Annotated in this window: 16 protein-coding genes and 4 tRNA genes; 7 read left to right on the forward strand and 13 right to left on the reverse strand. The window is 63.1% G+C overall.

Annotation, left to right across the window (positions count from 1 at the left end):
• Positions 1 to 20 precede the first annotated feature (20 nt).
• The 4 genes from lpxK to UCMB321_RS08685 form a co-directional block, all read right to left on the reverse strand.
• Complete coding sequence (gene lpxK, locus UCMB321_RS08670; RefSeq protein WP_040065421.1) at positions 21 to 1,031, reverse strand: tetraacyldisaccharide 4'-kinase; 1,011 nt, start codon at positions 1,029 to 1,031, stop codon at positions 21 to 23.
• The gene (locus tag UCMB321_RS08675; protein ID WP_040065422.1) at positions 1,031 to 1,459 is read right to left on the reverse strand and encodes an ExbD/TolR family protein; all 429 of its coding nucleotides are present in this window, start codon (positions 1,457 to 1,459) and stop codon (positions 1,031 to 1,033) included. The genes lpxK and UCMB321_RS08675 overlap by 1 nt, the downstream gene beginning before the upstream one ends.
• Complete coding sequence (locus tag UCMB321_RS08680) at positions 1,456 to 2,091, reverse strand: MotA/TolQ/ExbB proton channel family protein (RefSeq protein WP_040065423.1); 636 nt, start codon at positions 2,089 to 2,091, stop codon at positions 1,456 to 1,458. Before UCMB321_RS08680 ends, UCMB321_RS08675 begins: the two co-directional genes overlap by 4 nt.
• A gap of 116 nt (positions 2,092 to 2,207) precedes the next feature.
• The gene (locus UCMB321_RS08685; RefSeq protein WP_040065424.1) at positions 2,208 to 4,424 is read right to left on the reverse strand and encodes a DNA internalization-related competence protein ComEC/Rec2; all 2,217 of its coding nucleotides are present in this window, start codon (positions 4,422 to 4,424) and stop codon (positions 2,208 to 2,210) included.
• 136 nt (positions 4,425 to 4,560) lie between these two features.
• Here UCMB321_RS08685 and UCMB321_RS08690 point away from each other — a divergent pair, with 136 nt between their 5' ends.
• Positions 4,561 to 5,082, forward strand: a complete 522-nt coding sequence (locus tag UCMB321_RS08690; RefSeq protein WP_040065425.1) for a DUF2062 domain-containing protein — start codon at positions 4,561 to 4,563, stop codon at positions 5,080 to 5,082.
• Between the two features lie 6 nt (positions 5,083 to 5,088).
• On the opposite strand, the gene UCMB321_RS08695 is transcribed toward UCMB321_RS08690, so the two are convergent.
• The 3 genes from UCMB321_RS08695 to UCMB321_RS08705 all read right to left on the reverse strand — a co-directional run bounded on the left by UCMB321_RS08695 (position 5,089) and on the right by UCMB321_RS08705 (position 7,554).
• Positions 5,089 to 5,868, reverse strand: coding sequence for an ABC transporter permease (locus UCMB321_RS08695; RefSeq protein ID WP_040065426.1), 780 nt, complete (start codon positions 5,866 to 5,868; stop codon positions 5,089 to 5,091).
• Positions 5,865 to 6,797, reverse strand: a complete 933-nt coding sequence (locus UCMB321_RS08700; RefSeq protein WP_040065427.1) for an ABC transporter ATP-binding protein — start codon at positions 6,795 to 6,797, stop codon at positions 5,865 to 5,867. Before UCMB321_RS08700 ends, UCMB321_RS08695 begins: the two co-directional genes overlap by 4 nt.
• Positions 6,798 to 6,930: 133 nt before the next feature.
• Entirely contained in the window at positions 6,931 to 7,554 is a 624-nt protein-coding gene (locus UCMB321_RS08705; protein ID WP_040065428.1) for a glutathione S-transferase family protein, read from the reverse strand.
• 153 nt (positions 7,555 to 7,707) lie between these two features.
• Between UCMB321_RS08705 and UCMB321_RS08710 the strand changes: the two genes are divergently transcribed.
• On the forward strand, positions 7,708 to 10,155 hold the full coding sequence (locus UCMB321_RS08710; protein WP_040065429.1) for an acyl-CoA dehydrogenase: 2,448 nt from the start codon (positions 7,708 to 7,710) through the stop codon (positions 10,153 to 10,155).
• Positions 10,156 to 10,233: 78 nt separating this feature from the next.
• Positions 10,234 to 10,641 carry a PA2817 family protein gene (locus UCMB321_RS08715; protein ID WP_040065430.1) on the forward strand — a complete coding sequence of 136 codons (408 nt, stop codon included), beginning with the start codon at positions 10,234 to 10,236 and terminating at the stop codon, positions 10,639 to 10,641.
• 27 nt (positions 10,642 to 10,668) lie between these two features.
• Here the strand turns inward: UCMB321_RS08715 and UCMB321_RS08720 are convergent, their stop codons facing one another.
• A complete protein-coding gene (locus UCMB321_RS08720) occupies positions 10,669 to 11,604 on the reverse strand; it encodes a LysR family transcriptional regulator (protein WP_040065431.1) in 936 nt (311 codons plus the stop codon).
• Positions 11,605 to 11,694: 90 nt separating this feature from the next.
• Between UCMB321_RS08720 and UCMB321_RS08725 the strand changes: the two genes are divergently transcribed.
• Together UCMB321_RS08725 and UCMB321_RS08730 are read left to right on the forward strand one after the other, a co-directional pair.
• Entirely contained in the window at positions 11,695 to 12,321 is a 627-nt protein-coding gene (locus tag UCMB321_RS08725; protein WP_040065433.1) for a serine-tRNA(Ala) deacylase AlaX, read from the forward strand.
• 31 nt (positions 12,322 to 12,352) lie between these two features.
• Entirely contained in the window at positions 12,353 to 12,991 is a 639-nt protein-coding gene (locus tag UCMB321_RS08730) for a LysE family translocator (RefSeq protein ID WP_040065435.1), read from the forward strand.
• A 65-nt stretch (positions 12,992 to 13,056) separates the two neighbouring features.
• On the opposite strand, the gene UCMB321_RS08735 is transcribed toward UCMB321_RS08730, so the two are convergent.
• From UCMB321_RS08735 to UCMB321_RS08750, 4 genes are all read right to left on the reverse strand, one after another.
• Positions 13,057 to 13,132, reverse strand: a tRNA-Gly gene (locus tag UCMB321_RS08735).
• A gap of 3 nt (positions 13,133 to 13,135) precedes the next feature.
• Positions 13,136 to 13,211, reverse strand: a tRNA-Glu gene (locus tag UCMB321_RS08740).
• A gap of 105 nt (positions 13,212 to 13,316) precedes the next feature.
• Positions 13,317 to 13,392: transfer RNA gene (locus UCMB321_RS08745), tRNA-Gly, on the reverse strand.
• A gap of 2 nt (positions 13,393 to 13,394) precedes the next feature.
• Positions 13,395 to 13,470 (reverse strand) — tRNA-Glu (locus UCMB321_RS08750).
• A 345-nt stretch (positions 13,471 to 13,815) separates the two neighbouring features.
• Here UCMB321_RS08750 and UCMB321_RS08755 point away from each other — a divergent pair.
• Positions 13,816 to 14,568 carry a hypothetical protein gene (locus UCMB321_RS08755; protein WP_040065436.1) on the forward strand — a complete coding sequence of 251 codons (753 nt, stop codon included), beginning with the start codon at positions 13,816 to 13,818 and terminating at the stop codon, positions 14,566 to 14,568.
• A 67-nt stretch (positions 14,569 to 14,635) separates the two neighbouring features.
• Here UCMB321_RS08755 and UCMB321_RS08760 read toward each other — a convergent pair whose 3' ends face one another.
• Positions 14,636 to 14,980 (reverse strand): YggL family protein, encoded by a 345-nt coding sequence (locus tag UCMB321_RS08760; RefSeq protein WP_040065437.1) that lies wholly within the window; start codon positions 14,978 to 14,980, stop codon positions 14,636 to 14,638.
• A gap of 231 nt (positions 14,981 to 15,211) precedes the next feature.
• On the opposite strand from UCMB321_RS08760, the gene dacB reads away from it, so the two are divergent.
• Positions 15,212 to 16,666, forward strand: coding sequence for a D-alanyl-D-alanine carboxypeptidase/D-alanyl-D-alanine endopeptidase (gene dacB / locus UCMB321_RS08765; RefSeq protein ID WP_040065438.1), 1,455 nt, complete (start codon positions 15,212 to 15,214; stop codon positions 16,664 to 16,666).
• Positions 16,667 to 16,702 lie beyond the last annotated feature (36 nt).

Here is a 16,702-nt window from a genome sequence, read left to right on the forward strand (position 1 = left end):
TTCCCTGGATAAAAACGGGTTTAGGGCAAGAGACGGTCGGGCAACAGGCGCAGCAGCTGGGTGTCGAACCAGGCCGTGAAGGCCTCGGACGGCAACGCATCCACCGCCAGGTACCACCAGTCGGGTGCCGCGAAGGCCCGGCATTTCACCGCATCCTTTTCGGTCATCACCAGCGGCAGCGCCGGTTCGAAACTCAAGGCCCGGGCGCTGTACTCGGCATGGTCGGCAAAAGCATGGGGCACAGGCTGCCAGTGTAGCGTTTCAAGGGTATTGAAGAAACGTTGCGGGTTGCCGATGCCGGCGACCGCGTGCATGGCCTGTCCGGGCGGGAAATGATCGACGGGCTTGCGCTCACCGCTCAGCAGGTTGATCAGCGCTGTCGGCTGCAGGCGAAAGGCGAAACCGTTGTCACGGTCCTCGCTGGCGCCGTTGTAGAGCACTCCATCGACGCTTTGCAGACGCTCGACCGGCTCGCGCAGAGGACCGGCGGGCAGGCAGCGGCCATTGCCCAGGCCGCGGGCGGCATCAATCAGCACCAGTTCCAGGTCGCGGGCCAGGCGGTAATGCTGCAGACCGTCGTCGGAGAGGATCAGGTCGAGTTTTTCCGTCGCCAGCAAGGCCCTGACCGCACGACCGCGATCCGGGTCGATCATCATCGCTACCCCGCTGCGCCGGACGATCAGCAGCGGTTCGTCGCCGGCGAGCGCCGCCGCCTGGTCGGCCTGTACCCGCCAGGGCAACTGCGGCGGCTTGGCGCCATAACCGCGACTGACCACGCCGACCCGTAGGCCGCGGCGTCGGCAATGCTCGATCAGCCAGAGAATCAGGGGGGTCTTGCCGGTGCCGCCGACGGTGATATTGCCCACCACGATCAACGGCACCGACGGCTGGTAGATCGATCCTTCGCCCGCGACGAAACGCGCGCGCTTGCCATCGACCACCCGGCGATACAGCCACTCCAGCGGACGCAGCAGGATCAACGCCGGATGACCGTCGTACCAGGCGGCAAGCAGACGCTTGGAAAAACTCATCAGGGTGCCGGCGCCGCTTCGACAGTGGTCATGCGCAGATGGCTGAAGCCCAGCTTGCCGGCCGCATCCATCGCCGTGATCACCGCCTGGTGAAAGGTCTTGCCATCGGCGCTGATCGACAGCGGCAGGCTGGTATCGCCGCCGGACTCTTTCTGCAGCGCGTCCATCAGGCTGGCCAGGTCATTGGCCGGCAGGCGCTGGTTGTTCACCGTGTAGACGCCATCGGCGCTGATGGCGATATCCAGCTCCTTGGGAATATGGTCTTCGGCCGGCGAGCCGCTGACCGCCTGCGGCAGGTCGACCCGCAGCTCGGTCTGGCGGGTAAAGGTGGTGGTGGTGACGAAAAACAGCAGCAGGACGAACACCACGTCGATCAACGACGTCACGTTGATATCCACGGGCTCCAGGGGTTTGCGGCGGAACTTCACGCTTTGCCCTCTGGCATGTCGACGTCGCGATCGCCCTGCACCACCTCGACCAGCTTGATCGCTTCCTGCTCCATGCCCATCACCAGCTCATCGACCCGGCGCAACAGGAAGCGATGGAAGAACACCGCCGGAATCCCGACCATCAGGCCCGAAGCCGTGGTGACCAGCGCCTTGGAAATCCCCCCGGCGAGCACGGCGGCATTAGTGGTCATGCCCGTGCCCATGAACGAGCTGAAGATATCGATCATGCCCAGCACCGTACCCAGCAGCCCGAGCAGGGGCGCCATGGCGGCAATGGTGCCGAGGGCGCTGAGGTAGCGCTCCAGTTCGTGGATGACCCGGGCGGCAGCTTCCTGAATGCACTCTTTCATGATCTCGCGACCATGCTTGGAGTTCGCCAGGCCCGCGGCGAGGATCTCGCCCAGGGGCGAATCGGCGCGCAGTTGCTTGAGTTTTTCCTTGTCCAGTTGCTTGTCCTTGATCCAGCGCCAGACCTGCCCGAGCAGATGCTCCGGGGTCACGCGGCTGGCCCGCAGCGTCCACAGGCGCTCGGCGACGATGCCCGTTGCGGCGATGGAGCTCAAAATGATCGGCAGCATCATCCAGCCGCCGGACTTGACCAATTCCCACACAGTGACAGTCCCCTCGAAAAAGTGCGCCACTCTAACATAGGGGTTGGGCTGGCCGAAGATCGTGATGTCGCATGCCCGGGTACTTTAATAACCCGGGGTTATTGAAGGGCTGCGGGCTATTGCCGCCAGAAACGCCGCTCGGCCTGCAGGGACCGCGGTTCGTCGAAACGCCCCAGCAGCAGGTGCAGCGCGCCCTGCTCCGCACTGTCGTAGATCGCCATGTCCAGGGCTTTGTAACGTGCCATGACTTGCGGGTGGGGATGACCGAAAGCGTTGCCCCGTCCACGGGAAATCAGCACGCCACGCGGGGCCAGGCGTTGCAGGAAAACCAGTGACGACGAACTGCGGCTGCCGTGATGGGGTGACTGCAGCCAGTCGCTGGCAACCGCCAGCGGACTGTCGAGAAAGGCCCGCTCGGCCTCGACATCGATATCGCCGGTCAGCAGCAGACGCTCGCCATTGGCCTCGATCTGCAAGACGCAGGAGGATTGATTGCTGTCCCGGGCCTGGGGCCAGCGCCACAGGGTAAAGCGCACGCCATCCCACTCCCAGCGCTGGCCGCTGACACAGGGACGGGCCTGCAACGCCGGGGACAAACCCTCGACATCGCCGCCGAGCACCTCGCTCACCGGCAAGCCGCGCCGCACGGCCAGGGCCCCGCCGGCGTGATCGGCATCGGCATGGCTGAGCAGCAGCCTGTCGAGTCGGCGCACACCCAGCTTGCGCAACGACGGCAGCACCACCCGTTCGCCCTGGTCGAACTCACCGACCCGCGGCCCGGCGTCGTACAACAGGCTGTGCTGGCGGGTGCGGACGAGGATCGCCAGGCCCTGGCCGACATCCAGCTGCCAGACCTCGGCTTCGCCCTGGGCCACCTGCGCCGAGGGCGCAAACAGCGCCAGCGCCGCCAGCGGCCAGCCCAAGGGTCGCAGGGGCATGCCGGCAGGCAGCAACAGCAGCAGGATACCCAGGCCACTCAGTGCCCAGGCCCATAAAGGAACGACCGCCGGGACCCAGGCCGGCACTTGCGCCGCCAGCCATCCGAGCCATTGAAACAACCCGCCCAGCAGGCCGCCGGCCAACCACAGCAGCCCCTCCCCCAGCCAGGGCAACGGCAACAGGAAGGTTCCCAGCAAGGCCAAGGGCAATACCAGCAGGCTGATCCAGGGTACGGCGATCCAGTTGGCCAGCGGCGCACTGAGACTGACGGGCAGGCCCAGCAACAGCAGCGCCGGAAACAATCCGAGGGCAATCACCCATTGCGCACGGGTCCAGCTCTGCCAGAGGCTCCAGGCACCCAGTCGCCCACTGAACGTGAAGATCAGCACCGCCACCGCGGCAAAGGACAACCAGAATCCCGCCTGCAGGCTCACCAACGGGTCGAACAGCAACACCAGGTTCACGGCCGCCAACAGCGCCACGACCGCCCCCAGGTGGCGATAACGCCAACGCCACAGCAGCACCATGGCGAGCATCACGCAGGCCCGGCGCACCGGTACGCCGAAACCGGCCAGCAGCGCGTACCCCAGCGCCGCCGCAAAGGCCAGGCCACACGCCCAGGGCAGCCAGGGCCAGCGGCCCGGCCACAGGCCATAACGCGCCAACCCGGCGATCAGAGCGTAGACCAGCCCCGCGAACAGCCCGATATGCTGGCCGGATATCACCAGCAGATGCAGGGTGCCGGTGTCCTGCAGCACCCGCCAGGTCTGCGCCGACAGCCCCGAGCCGTCACCGAGCACCAGCGCCACCAAGGTAGCCGATTGCCCTTGGGCATCGACTTGCAGCAAGCGTCGCCGGATCGTATCGCGCCAACCGCCGCTGGCCGACGCCAGCAACTGCCCGTCCTTGATCGAGCCGACGCCGCCGATACCCCGGGCGAGCAGCCAGGCCTGGTAATCGAAACCGGCGGGATTGAGCAAACCCTGCCCGCGCCTGAGCTGGACCGCCAGGCGCCAGCGCTCGCCGCTGCGCAGATCCGGCCCGCCGAACCAGGACAGCCGCAAGCGCACCGGCAACCGCGCCCGGCGCGAAGTCGCGCCCTCCAGTTCGAAACGCACCCCCTGCTCGTCACGTTGCGGCAAACCGACCACCCGGCCTTCAACCCACAGCGTCTGGCCGTCCAGCACCGGCGCCAGCCGATCGTCCAGCGCCCGTTGCGCCTGAAAACAGGCCCAACTGAAGCCGAACAGAAACAACGCCAGCGGATAGGTGCGAAACGGCAACAGCATCAAGCCGATCACCGACAGCAGCACCAACAGCCCGCCGGACGGCAGTTGTGGCAGGAAACGCAAGGCCAGAAGCCCCGCCGCCAGCGCCAACATCCCTGTGCGCATAAAGTCATCCTTGAACCCGTTCAGCTCTCTGGATAGCCGGGTTACGCGGACGGTGCTTTATTTATTGTCACAAAGTCTGAATCGGCTGCCCTTAGAATCCGGGCATACTGCCCGCCCGAATCACCCGAGAAGCCTTATGCCGCGTCACTTATTCAAACGCTACATGCCGGACCCGACCCGCATCAGGGAACACAAACACTTACGCTTTTTCGGTCCCCTGCTCCACGATCCGAACCTCTGGCACCTCAATCGCCACTCGGTGGCGCGGGCCATGGCAGTGGGCTTGTTCGCGGCCTTGATGCCGATGCCCCTGCAGATGCTGCTGGCGGCTTTCCTGGCGATTCTGGTGCGCGGCAATATGCCGATTGCCGTCAGCCTGGTGTGGCTGACCAATCCGCTGACGATTCCGCCGATTTTCTATTGTGCCTACCAGCTTGGGGCCTGGCTGCTGCACGTACCGCCCCGCAGCCTGCCGGACGAGCTGACCTGGGCGTGGATCAGCGCGCAGCTGTCGACGCTCTGGCAACCGTTGCTGCTGGGTTCGCTGGTGCTGGGAGTGGCGCTGGGCGCCCTGGGTTATTACCTGACCATGAGCTACTGGCGCTGGTGGGTGGCCAGGCAATGGAAACGGCGCCAGGCACGGCGCCGTCATCCATGAAACACCTTACTGGCGCATGCCGCGGCCGCTGACCAGCAGGCGCGCGCAGCCGACGTACAGCACCGCCGTCGCCACGATCATGAAGGTGATGGCCACGCTGATGCGGATGTCCGAGACCCCGAGAATACCGTAGCGGAAGGCATTGACCATGTGCAGCACCGGGTTGGCCAGCGAAACGCTCTGCCAGAACGGCGGCAGCAGGGTAATCGAGTAGAACACGCCACCGAGGTAGGTCAGCGGGGTCAGCACAAAGGTCGGGATAATCGAGATATCGTCGAAGTTACGTGCAAATACCGCATTGATGAACCCCAGCAGCGAGAAGATCGTCGCCGTCAGGATCACCACCAGCAGGGTCACGCCCAGGTGATGGACCTGCAACTGGGTGAAGAACAGCGAGAGCAGGGTCACGATGATCCCCACCATCAGGCCGCGCAGCACACCGCCGAGGGTGTAGCCGACCAGGATGGTATGGGGCGAGACCGGCGAAACCATCAACTCTTCGATCGAGCGCTGGAACTTGCTGCCGAAGAAGCTCGACACCACGTTGCCGTAGGAGTTGGTGATCACCGACATCATGATCAGGCCCGGCACGATGTACTCCATGTAGGTGAAGCCACCCATGGCGCCGATCTGCCGGCCGATCAGGTTACCGAAGATCACGAAGTACAGGACCATGGTGATGGCCGGCGGTAGCAGGGTCTGTGGCCAGATCCGGGTAAAACGCCGGACTTCGCGGTAGACGATGGTGTTGAGGGCGACCAGGTTGGGTTGCAGTTCCGAACTCATACCGCCACCTTCGACAGGTTTTTTTCCACCAGGGACACGAACAGCTCCTCCAGGCGATTGGTTTTGTTGCGCAGGCTCAGGACTTCGATCTGCTGCGTGGCCAATTGGCCGAACAGCGCCGTGATCCCCACCGCCTTGTCGACCTGTACTTCAAGCGTGCGGCTGTCCAGCAGCTTGCTCGGATAGCCGATCAACTGCGGCGCGTGGTGCAGGTCGCTCTTCAGGTCCAGGAGGAAGGTCTCCACATGCAGTTGGCTGAGCAACTGACGCATGCTGGTGTTTTCGACGATGGTGCCGTGATCGATGATGCCGATATTGCGGCACAGCTGCTCAGCCTCTTCCAGATAGTGGGTGGTGAGGATGATGGTGATGCCTTTCTGGTTCAGCTCGGTGAGGAAGGTCCACATCGAACGACGCAGCTCGATGTCCACCCCCGCGGTCGGTTCGTCGAGGATCAGCAGGCGCGGCTCATGCACCAGCGCCCGGGCGATCATCAGGCGTCGCTTCATGCCGCCGGACAACGACCGCGACGGCACGTCGCGCTTGTCCCACAGGCCCAGCTGGGTCAGGTACTGCTCGGCGCGTTCCTTGGCGATTTTCGCCGGAATGCCGTAGTACCCGGCCTGGGTCACGACGATATCGAAGGTCTTCTCGAACTGGTTGAAGTTGAACTCCTGCGGCACCACGCCGATGGAGCGTTTGAGCAAGGCCGGCTGGCGATCCAGATCGTGACCGAAGACCTTCACGCTGCCGCTGGTCTTGTTCACCAGGGTCGAGAGAATGCCGATGGTGGTGGATTTGCCGGCGCCGTTAGGGCCGAGCAAGGCGAAGAAATCACCTTCGGCGACATCCAGATCGATACCACTCAGGGCCTGGAAACCGTTGCCGTAGGTTTTGGTTAGCTGCCGGATGGACAGAGCGGAACTCATATCGGATTCATGCACCAAGAAGGGAAGAAAGAGCTAAATAAGGGCACGCCGGTTTGAATGCAACGGCGGCGAGCCAGCGTCATGTTGCTTGGCCCCGCCGCACAAGTACAGCAACCGGCGTTAATAGTGGCTATTAAGTCAACGCGGTCATGACCGCTCGCTGGTAGGCCGGACGCTGTTTCAGGCGCTCGTACCAGGCACTCAAATGGGGCATCGCCGGACGTTCGATGGGCATTTCGAACCAGGCATAAATGAAGCAGCCCAGGGGGATGTCGCCCATGCCGATCTCATCGCCCGACAGGTAGGGCGCCTCGGCCAGCGCCGCATCGACCATCAGCAGCAAGTCGGCGCAGGCTTTCAGGGAGGCATTGATCACGACCCAATCCTGTTGCTCGGCCGGCGTGCGCAATACGCCCCAGAAAACATCGCGAAACGGTGTGGCGAAGGACGATGTGGTCCAGTCCATCCACTTGTCCGCCCTGGCTCGCGCCTGTGGATCCGCGGGATACCAGTGGGACCCGGGTGCATGCTTGGCGGTCAGGTAACGCACGATGGCATTCGATTCCCAGAGTACGAAATCGCCGTCCTCGATCATCGGCACCCGCTTGTTCGGGTTTTTCGCGCGATATTCAGGCGTATCGACTACGCCGAACGCGCCGCCGGCATTCACTGACTCGTAGGGCAAGCCAAGCTCCTCGGCACACCACAAGGCTTTTCTGACGTTCGACGAATTCTTCCTACCCCAGATCTTCAGCATGACAGCCTCTCTATGGATAAATGCCGACGCAGTCTACGCCCGAACGGCCGAGGCTAAAATCCTTGCAGACCTACAGATTTGGATACACAGCCCGCGCGCCCGGTTTACCCGATAGCGACTAAGCTTTAGCTCGGTCTTCACGGAGGATTGAATATGCTGTGGTTGTGGATACTGGTACTGGTGATCGGCAGCGCCTGGCTGGCCCATCGCCGAATCGCCCCGCTCCCCGTACTCGGCATGGTGGCCATCTACCTTGTCGCAATGGGCAGGCTCGGCCATGCGCACGGCGCACTGATGCTGGCGCTGTGGCTGTTGCTGGCGATCGCCGCCGCCGCGCTGTTGCTGCCCGACCTGCGCCGCAGGCTGTTCAGCGCCCCGCTGCTCACCTGGTTCCGCAAGGTCCTGCCGCCGATGTCCGAGACCGAGCGCGAGGCCATCGATGCCGGTACCGTCTGGTGGGACGGCGAGCTGTTCAGCGGCCGTCCGGACTGGAACAAGCTGCTGGCCTATCCCAAGGCCCAGCTGACCGAGGAAGAACAGGCCTTCATCGACGGTCCGACCGAGGAACTCTGCGCCATGGTCAGCGACTGGCGGATCGGCCAGGACATGGACCTGCCGGCCGAAGCCTGGGCGCATATCAAGCAGCACGGTTTCTTTGCCCTGATCATTCCCAAGGCGTTCGGCGGCAAGGGTTTTTCCGCCTATGCCCACTCCCAGGTGGCGATGAAACTGGCGACCCGCAGCGGCGACCTCGCCTCCACCGTGATGGTGCCCAACTCCCTGGGCCCTGCGGAACTGCTGCTGCATTACGGTACCGAGGAGCAACGCAATCATTACCTGCCGCGCCTGGCCCGCGGCGACGATATTCCGTGCTTTGCCCTGACCGGCCCCCTGGCCGGCTCGGACGCCGGCGCCATGCCGGACACCGGGGTCGTCTGCAAGGGCCAATGGCAAGGCGAGGAAGTCCTCGGCCTGCGCCTGAACTGGGAAAAACGCTACATCACCCTGGGCCCGGTGGCGACCCTGCTGGGGCTGGCCTTCAAGGCCCATGACCCGGACCATCTGCTGGGCGAGGAAGAAGACCTGGGCATCAGCCTCGCGCTGATTCCCACCGACACCCCGGGGGTCGAGATCGGCCGGCGTCACCTGCCCCTGGGCGCGGCCTTCATGAACGGCCCGAACTCGGGCAAGGACGTGTTCATCCCGCTGTCGTTCCTGATCGGCGGCCAGGACATGCTCGGTAAGGGCTGGATGATGCTGATGAACTGCCTGTCGGTGGGCCGCTCGATCTCGCTGCCGGCGGTGGGCACGGGGGCGGCCAAGTTCACCAGCCTGGTGACCGGCCAGTACAGCCAGGTCCGCGAACAGTTCAACGTACCGCTGGCCGCCTTCGAGGGTATCCAGCAAGCCCTGGCCCGTATCGGCGGCAACGCCTGGCTGATGGACAGCGCGCGGATGCTCACGGCCAATGCCGTGGACCTGGGCGAGAAACCCTCGGTGCTCTCGGCGATTCTCAAATACCACCTGACCGAGCGCGGTCGCGAGTGCATCGGCCACGCCATGGACGTGCACGGCGGCAAGGGCATCATCATGGGCCCGAACAACTACCTGGGACGCAACTGGCAGGGCGCGCCGATCTTCATTACGGTGGAGGGCGCGAACATCCTGTCGCGCAACCTGATGATCTTCGGCCAGGGCGCGATTCGCTGCCACCCCTTCGTCCTCAAGGAAATGGCCCTGGCCGCACGCGAGGATCATGACCAGGCGCTGCTGGAATTCGACCAGCTGTTGCTCGATCACATCGGTTTTGCCATCGGCAATGCCGCCAGCAGCCTGGTCCTGAACCTCGGGCTCGGGCACTTCGAGGCGGCGCCGGGCAACCACCTGAGCCAGGGCTATTTCCGCGCGCTGAACCGTCAGGCGGCGGCTTTCGCCCTGCTGGCGGACCTCTGCATGATGCTGCTGGGCGGCGAGCTGAAGCGCCGCGAACGGCTGTCGGCACGCCTGGGGGATGTGCTCAGCCACCTGTACCTGGCGTCGGCGGCGCTCAAGCGCTACCACGACCTGGATTCCCCGGAGTATCTGCAACCGCTGTTCACCTGGGCCATGGAGGAGAGCCTCGGGCACTCGGAACGGGCCCTGGACGAGCTGCTGAAGAACTTCCCGAACCGCGTGCTCGGTGGCCTGCTGCGGGTGCTGGTGTTTCCGTTCGGTCGCCGGCATACCGGCCCTGGCGACGCACTGGATGCCGAAGTCGCCGCCGTGCTGGGTCGGGCCAAGGGCGATCCGGCGCTGGAAGCCGTGCTCGAAGGTTGCTACCGCCCGCAATCGGCGAGCGATCCGGTCGGTGCCCTGCAACAGGCCTGCGACCTGCTGGGTGCCAGCCACGAGCTGCAGAAAAAGTTGCACATCGCGCTGAAGAGCGGCCAGGTCAAGCCACGTGCCGAGGAGTCGGCGATCGACGCAGCCCTGGAGGCCGGCGTACTGCAACCGGCCGAAGCCGAAACCCTGCGCCAGGCGGAAGCGGCGCGGCGCAAGGTCATCGACGTGGATGATTTCGGCAAGGAAGCACTGCGTCTCGGCAAGGGCAAGGTTCGCTAGGGACCAGACGCCTGACACGACAACGGGCGCCGGGAGTCTTATACTCTCGCGCCCGTTTTACCCTTGAGGACCTCTGTCATGTCCAACATCGTTGCCGATCACCTGGTCCTGCTCGACCACCTGCGCGGTATTCTGGTCGCCGTCGGCGAAGCCGAGCAGGTACCCGAAGAAAGCCACGCGCTGTTCCTGGAGCGTTTCGATGAACTGCGCGCGCAACTGCCGGTCGATCCGATCGAAAGCCAGTACCTGGGACAAGACCTGCTGTGCCAGGTAATCCAGCGTTATCCGCAAATTGCCCACCTGGTGCCACGCGACCTGCTGTGGTTCTTTGGCGGCGACTGCCTGCATTACATGCCGGATGAGGAACTGGACCTGTACCAGGCGCTGGAAGAACGCCGCTATGAAGCCGAACAGAACGACGAGCCGTTCGACTGGAACCAGGAAAAGCAGTTGCTGGCGCTCTCGGCCCAGGACAGCAAGCACTGATCCAAGCCGCTCCATCAGGCTAGGTGCCTACAGCGCCTTGCGCAACGTCGGCTCCCGGGCCAGACGCTCCACCAGGTAGTCGATGAACACCCGCAGCTTCGGCGACAGGTAGGGCGTCGGCGTATACAGCAGCCAAAGGCCGCCATGATAGGAAGCCAGGAACGTCCAGGTCGGCAACACCTGGACGATCAAACCCTGCTCCAGGGCCTGCCGCGCCGTGAAATACGGCAGGCTGCCAATGCCGATATGCTGTAGCACCGCATCCAGCCGCACCCCCGTGTGATTGGCCGCATAGCGCCCGCGCACCCCGACGGTCACCGACTTGCCGCCCTGCCTGAACTTCCAGCGCGCGTCGTTGGGCGTGTCCCCCACATAGATGCAACTGTGCTCCAGCAGGTCATGGGGATGCTGCGGCGTGCCGTGCTCGGCCAGGTACTGCGGCGTCGCGCAAAGCAGATGCTCGATGGGCATCAACTGGCGCCCCACCAGCCCGACCGGCGGATGGTCGGTAATGCGCAGGATCAGGTCGACATTGTCCTCGATCAGGTCCACGGGTCGGTCTTCGAGAATCATCTGCACATCCACCTGCGGATAACGCCGGAGAAATTCCGGCATATGCGGATGCACCACAAAACGCCCCACCGCCTTCGGCACGCTCACCCGCACCAACCCCTGGGCCTCATGGGTGTACTGACCGCTGATCTCCATCACCGAACGGGCCGCGTTGACCATCTCCCGGCAACGCTTGAAGGTCTCCTCGCCGCTGTCGCTCAGGCGCAATTTACGCGTGGTGCGCTGCAGCAACCGGGTCGCCAGGGCCTTTTCCAAGCGGGAAATCGACCGGCTCACCGCCGAAGGCGATGAACCGAGCTGGCGCGCGGCTTCCGAGAAGCTGCCGGTCTCGACCACCTTGACGAAAATCGCCATTTCGCTCAGCAAGGCCAGGGGAGGATTTATGCTCATGACGCACAGGTCCATTGAGATTTGATCGGATTATCACACGCCTAAGGCCTTTTTATACTGGCAACCGACAGCCTGATGGAGATCCGAACCATGACCCAGCGCCTTTTTTTCAACAGCGACGAACTGACCTGCGAGGTCGAAGTGCTTGCCTGCACAGCCCATGAAGAGGGCTTCGTCGTGACCCTCAACGCTACTCCCTTTCACCCCCAGGGTGGCGGCCAACCCTTCGACACCGGCTGGATCGGCGAGAGCCGAGTGCTGCGTGTTCTGCAAACCGCCGAAGGTATCGCGCACCATGTCGATCGCGCGCTACCCAAGGGATCAGCCTGGGCCCGGGTCGATGCCGAGCGTCGCTCGCTGCATGCGCGCTTGCACTCTGCCGGCCATCTGATCGGCCACTACGGCGAGAGCCAGGGCTGGAAACCGGTCAAGGCCCATCACTGGCCAGGGGAAAGCCGTGTCTCGTTCAGCCGTGGTGAGCAGCCCAAAGCCATGGAGGCAAGCACCATCCGGCAGGCCCTGGAAGAGTGGATCAAGGCGGATAAGCCGCGCCACCTGCACGTGACGGGCGAGCAACGGGAGGTGAGTTTCGGTGAACTGGCAGCCTACTCCTGCGGCGGCACCCATGTCCGTTCGCTGAGTGAAATCGGCCAGGTCGAAATCCTGTCCATCACCGAAAAGAAAGGCACCCTCGCCGTCAGCTACCGCGTGAACTGATCCCCTCCAGCGCAAACACCCAGGAACACCTATGTACACCCACTACCTGAACGAATTCCTCGCCCTGGCGGCAATTCACTTTCTCGCCGTGATAGCCCCCGGCCCGGATTTCGCCGTGACCATCCGCCAGAGCGTACGCTTCGGCCGGCTGATCGGCGTGATCACCGCCCTCGGCATCGGCGCCGGGATCTCGGTGCACGTGCTCTATACCCTGCTCGGCGTCGGCGCGCTGATGCACAGCGCGCCCTGGCTGCTGAACGTCGCCAAGGTGATCGGCGGCGGCTACATCCTCTACCTGGGCATCAACCTGCTGCGCAGCAAGGCCCAGGCAGCACGCGCTGATTTCGGCCAAGCCGCCGACGAACTCCCGCAGCAGAGCCTGACCAAGGCCTTTATGGTCGGCTTCCTGACCAACGCCACCAACCCCAAGGCCACCCTGTTCTTCCTGGCGATCTTCACCACGGTGGTCAACGCCTCGACCCCACTGAAGATCCAGGCGCTCTATGGCCTGTGGATGTGCAGCGTGAATGCACTGTGGTTCATCCTGGTCAGCCTGCTGTTTTCCAGTGAGCGGGTCCGCCAGGCGTTTCTGCAGGCGGGCCACTGGTTCGAACGCACCATGGGCGTGGTGCTGATCCTGTTTGCCGGGCGATTGATGCTTTCTTTATAAGAGGCGCAACAAATCGCGCACAAACAAAAACGCCGCTCATCACTGAGCGGCGTTTTCGTTAAATATGGAGCGGGAAACGAGACTCGAACTCGCGACCCCGACCTTGGCAAGGTCGTGCTCTACCAACTGAGCTATTCCCGCAAATGGCGTCCCCTAGGGGACTCGAACCCCTGTTACCGCCGTGAAAGGGCGGTGTCCTAGGCCACTAGACGAAGGGGACACGCTAACTGAAACACATGGTGTGTATTCCAGTGCCCAAACCCGCATCCGAAGATGTCGGTTCTGGTTTCACTCAGCCCCGCCCGAAAGCAGTGCTGTTTAAAATTGGAGCGGGAAACGAGACTCGAACTCGCGACCCCGACCTTGGCAAGGTCGTGCTCTACCAACTGAGCTATTCCCGCATTGGCGTCCCCTAGGGGACTCGAACCCCTGTTACCGCCGTGAAAGGGCGGTGTCCTAGGCCACTAGACGAAGGGGACACACTACAACATTCACTCCCTGCCGCGCTTCGCTGTGTGCTTTACGCTGCAAGTGGCGCGCATTCTATGGATGGATCGAAGGGTCGTCAACCCCCAAGGATAAATTTATTTAAATCAATGACTTCGCCCCCCTTTCCGGGCCTTTCGGAGGTGTTCTCGCGTCTGCCCCTTGGCGCCTATATTCTGGCGCTCGACAAGAGGCTATAGTTCACCTCGGGAACATAGTGGCGATGTGCTCTATCCCTGACGCCCTGCAACGCGTCGCTCAACGCTATCGGCGGGAACGCCAAGCCACTACACTCGTTAGCATTACACCTTGAAGAGGTCTTAACGGTGACACCACTCATGATCGCCCTGCTGGTCGCAGCCGGGATCTTTCTTCTGATCGCCATCGGCTTCCTCAATCATATGGCGGAGAACAGGAAGCTGGAGAAGGCCCGACTCAAGGTCGAACTCAATGACCGCCTGCGCCGCTGCGGTGAAATCACCGAGACCTTCCCCGGTCAGTTCATGACTCCGGCGCTCAAGCTGCTGCTGGCACGCCTGGAACTCAACGTGACCCAGCGGCTGTCGAACATGGAAAAGTCCAACCCCAAGCTCAAGACCCGAGTCGCCGAGCTGACGGGCCTGGTCGCCCAGGGGGAGTCGATCCCGGTCAACAACCCGCCCGGCCCGATCCAGACCGAAGCCAAGGCCAAGGATGTGCGCTTCCTGCTGGAAGCCCTGCACAACCAGATCACCCGTGCAGCCCAGGACGGTTTCCTTCCCGCCGGCGAGGCCAAGCACTGGATCCGTGAAGTGCGGCATATCCTGGTGTTGCTGCATGTCGAATTCTTCAACAACCTCGGCCAGCATGCCCTGCAACAGGAACAACCGGGGCAGGCGCGCCTGGCCTTCGAACGTGGGGTGCAATACCTGCGCAAGCAACCGGAGCCGGCGATGTACAGCGAACAGCTGATCTTCATGGAGAAGCTGCTGGCCCGCGCCAACTCCATGGTGCTCACCAACATCGAGCCGACCGAGGAAGATGTCAACGAACTGACCCAGGGCCTGAAGGAAGTCGAGGCCGACTGGAAGAAGAAAGCCGTCTACGATTGAGCGAATCGCAGACATAAAAAAACGGACAAGCCAGGCTTGTCCGTTTTTTTATGCGCTTACCGGGAAATCAGGCGACCGGATTGATCGGCTTTTCCGGGTACCAGACGTCGATCAGCGGGCTGACTTCAACGGAGGTCAGTTCGTTGCGTGCCTTGAGCCAGGTTTCAACGCTGGCGCGTTGCTCAGCGCTGACCGAGCCACGCTTCTGCAGGCAGACCAGACCGTAGTCGTCGCCGCCGACATAGCCCAGGCCGTTGGCTTCCATCGCTTCTTTCAGGAATGCGTCGAGGAAAGCGTCGATAGCCTCTTCACTCAGGTCTTCTTTGAAATCCAGGTTCAGCTCGAAACCCAACTCCTGAAATTCATCGACGCACAGTTTTTTGCGCAGACGCTGGGAACGGTTGGTCGCCATGAAACAATCCTCAAAAGTAATAACGGGCGGCACTTTATCAGTTTAAGGCTGCAATTGCCCGGCTCTGTGGCGACACCTCGTCGATCCGCGGAAAAAAATCGGCGATACCGGCTCGGCCCAAGGCCCAAGTCCTCCGGCCTTGGGGCATAATGCCGACACTTTCACGACCATTGAGGGATTTTTGTCCACATGCCCCTCGTATTTTCCCCTCGACGGTAGGGTTTACTTCCCATGATCAAATCTTTGCGTCCGCTGCTGCTCGCCAGCCTCTTTCTTCCCCTGGCCCTCCCCGCCCATGCAGCGCCCGTCAACAACAGCCTCTCGCCCAAAGTCCAGCAGGCCCTCAGGGCCAGCAAGCTGCAAAACGATGCCCTGTCCGTGGTGATGCTGCCGCTCGACGGCCCCGGCACGCCCACCATCGTCAATGGCGATGCGTCGGTGAACCCGGCCTCGACCATGAAACTGATCACTACCTACGCCGCCCTGGAAATGCTCGGCCCCAACCACCAGTGGAAGACCGAGTTCTACACCGACGGCACCCTGAGCAACGGTGTCCTGCAAGGCAACCTCTACCTCAAGGGCGGCGGCGACCCGAAGCTGAACATGGAGAAGCTCTGGCTGCTGATGCGTGACCTGCGGGCCAACGGCGTGACCCAGGTGACCGGCGACCTGGTCCTGGACCGCAGCTTCTTCGTCCAGCCGCAGTTGCCGGAGTTCAACGACGACGGCAACGACGAGAACAAGCCGTTCCTGGTCAAGCCCGATGCGCTGATGGTCAACCTCAAGGCCCTGCGCTTCGTCGCACGCAACGACTCGGGCAAGGTGCTGGTCTCGGTGGAGCCGCCGATTGCCAGTATCCGTATCGACAACCAGGTCAAGGTGGTCAATGCCAAGCAGTGCGCCGGCGACGTGCGCTACAACCCGGTGGCCCAGGACGATGGCTCGACCGTGGTCACCGTCAGCGGCCAACTGGCCGAAGGCTGCAGTTCCCAGACCTACCTGTCGCTGCTCGACCACCCGACCTACGCCGCCGGTGCCGTGCGCGCCATCTGGCAAGAGCTGGGCGGCAGTATCCATGGCAAGGATCGTTCCGACGTGGTACCCAAGAGCGCCCGACTGCTGGCCCGGGCCTTCTCGCCGGACCTGACGGAAATCATCCGCGACATCAACAAATACAGTAACAACACCATGGCCCAGCAGCTGTTCCTGAGCCTGGGCGCGCAGTATCGCAACGATGCCGACGGCGATGACGCCAAGGCGGCGCAACGGGTGGTCCGCCAATGGTTGGCGAAAAAAGGCATCATCGCGCCGCACCTGGTGATGGAAAACGGCTCCGGCCTGTCCCGCGACGAGCGGGTCAGCGCACGGGAAATGGCGAGCATGCTGCAATCGGCCTGGAAGAGCCCCTATGCCGCGGAGTTCATCAGTTCGCTGCCGATTGTCGGCACCGACGGGACCATGCGCAAACGCCTGAAGCAGACGGCCATGCGCGGTGAAGCGCATATCAAGACCGGAACCCTGAACACCGTGCGCGCCATCGCCGGCTTCAGCCGCGACGACAACGGCACGACCTGGGCGGTGGTGGCGATCCTCAACGACCCCAAGCCATGGGGCGCCTCGTCGGTGCTGGATCAGGTCTTGCTGGACTTGTATCGCCAACCCAGTGTGGCCGGCTCGGACGAATGACCAGGGCCCTGGAAATCAGGGCCCCGGATCCTTGCT

Origin of the sequence: Pseudomonas batumici (assembly GCF_000820515.1) — a bacterium.
Classification (GTDB): Bacteria; Pseudomonadota; Gammaproteobacteria; order Pseudomonadales; family Pseudomonadaceae; genus Aquipseudomonas; species Aquipseudomonas batumici.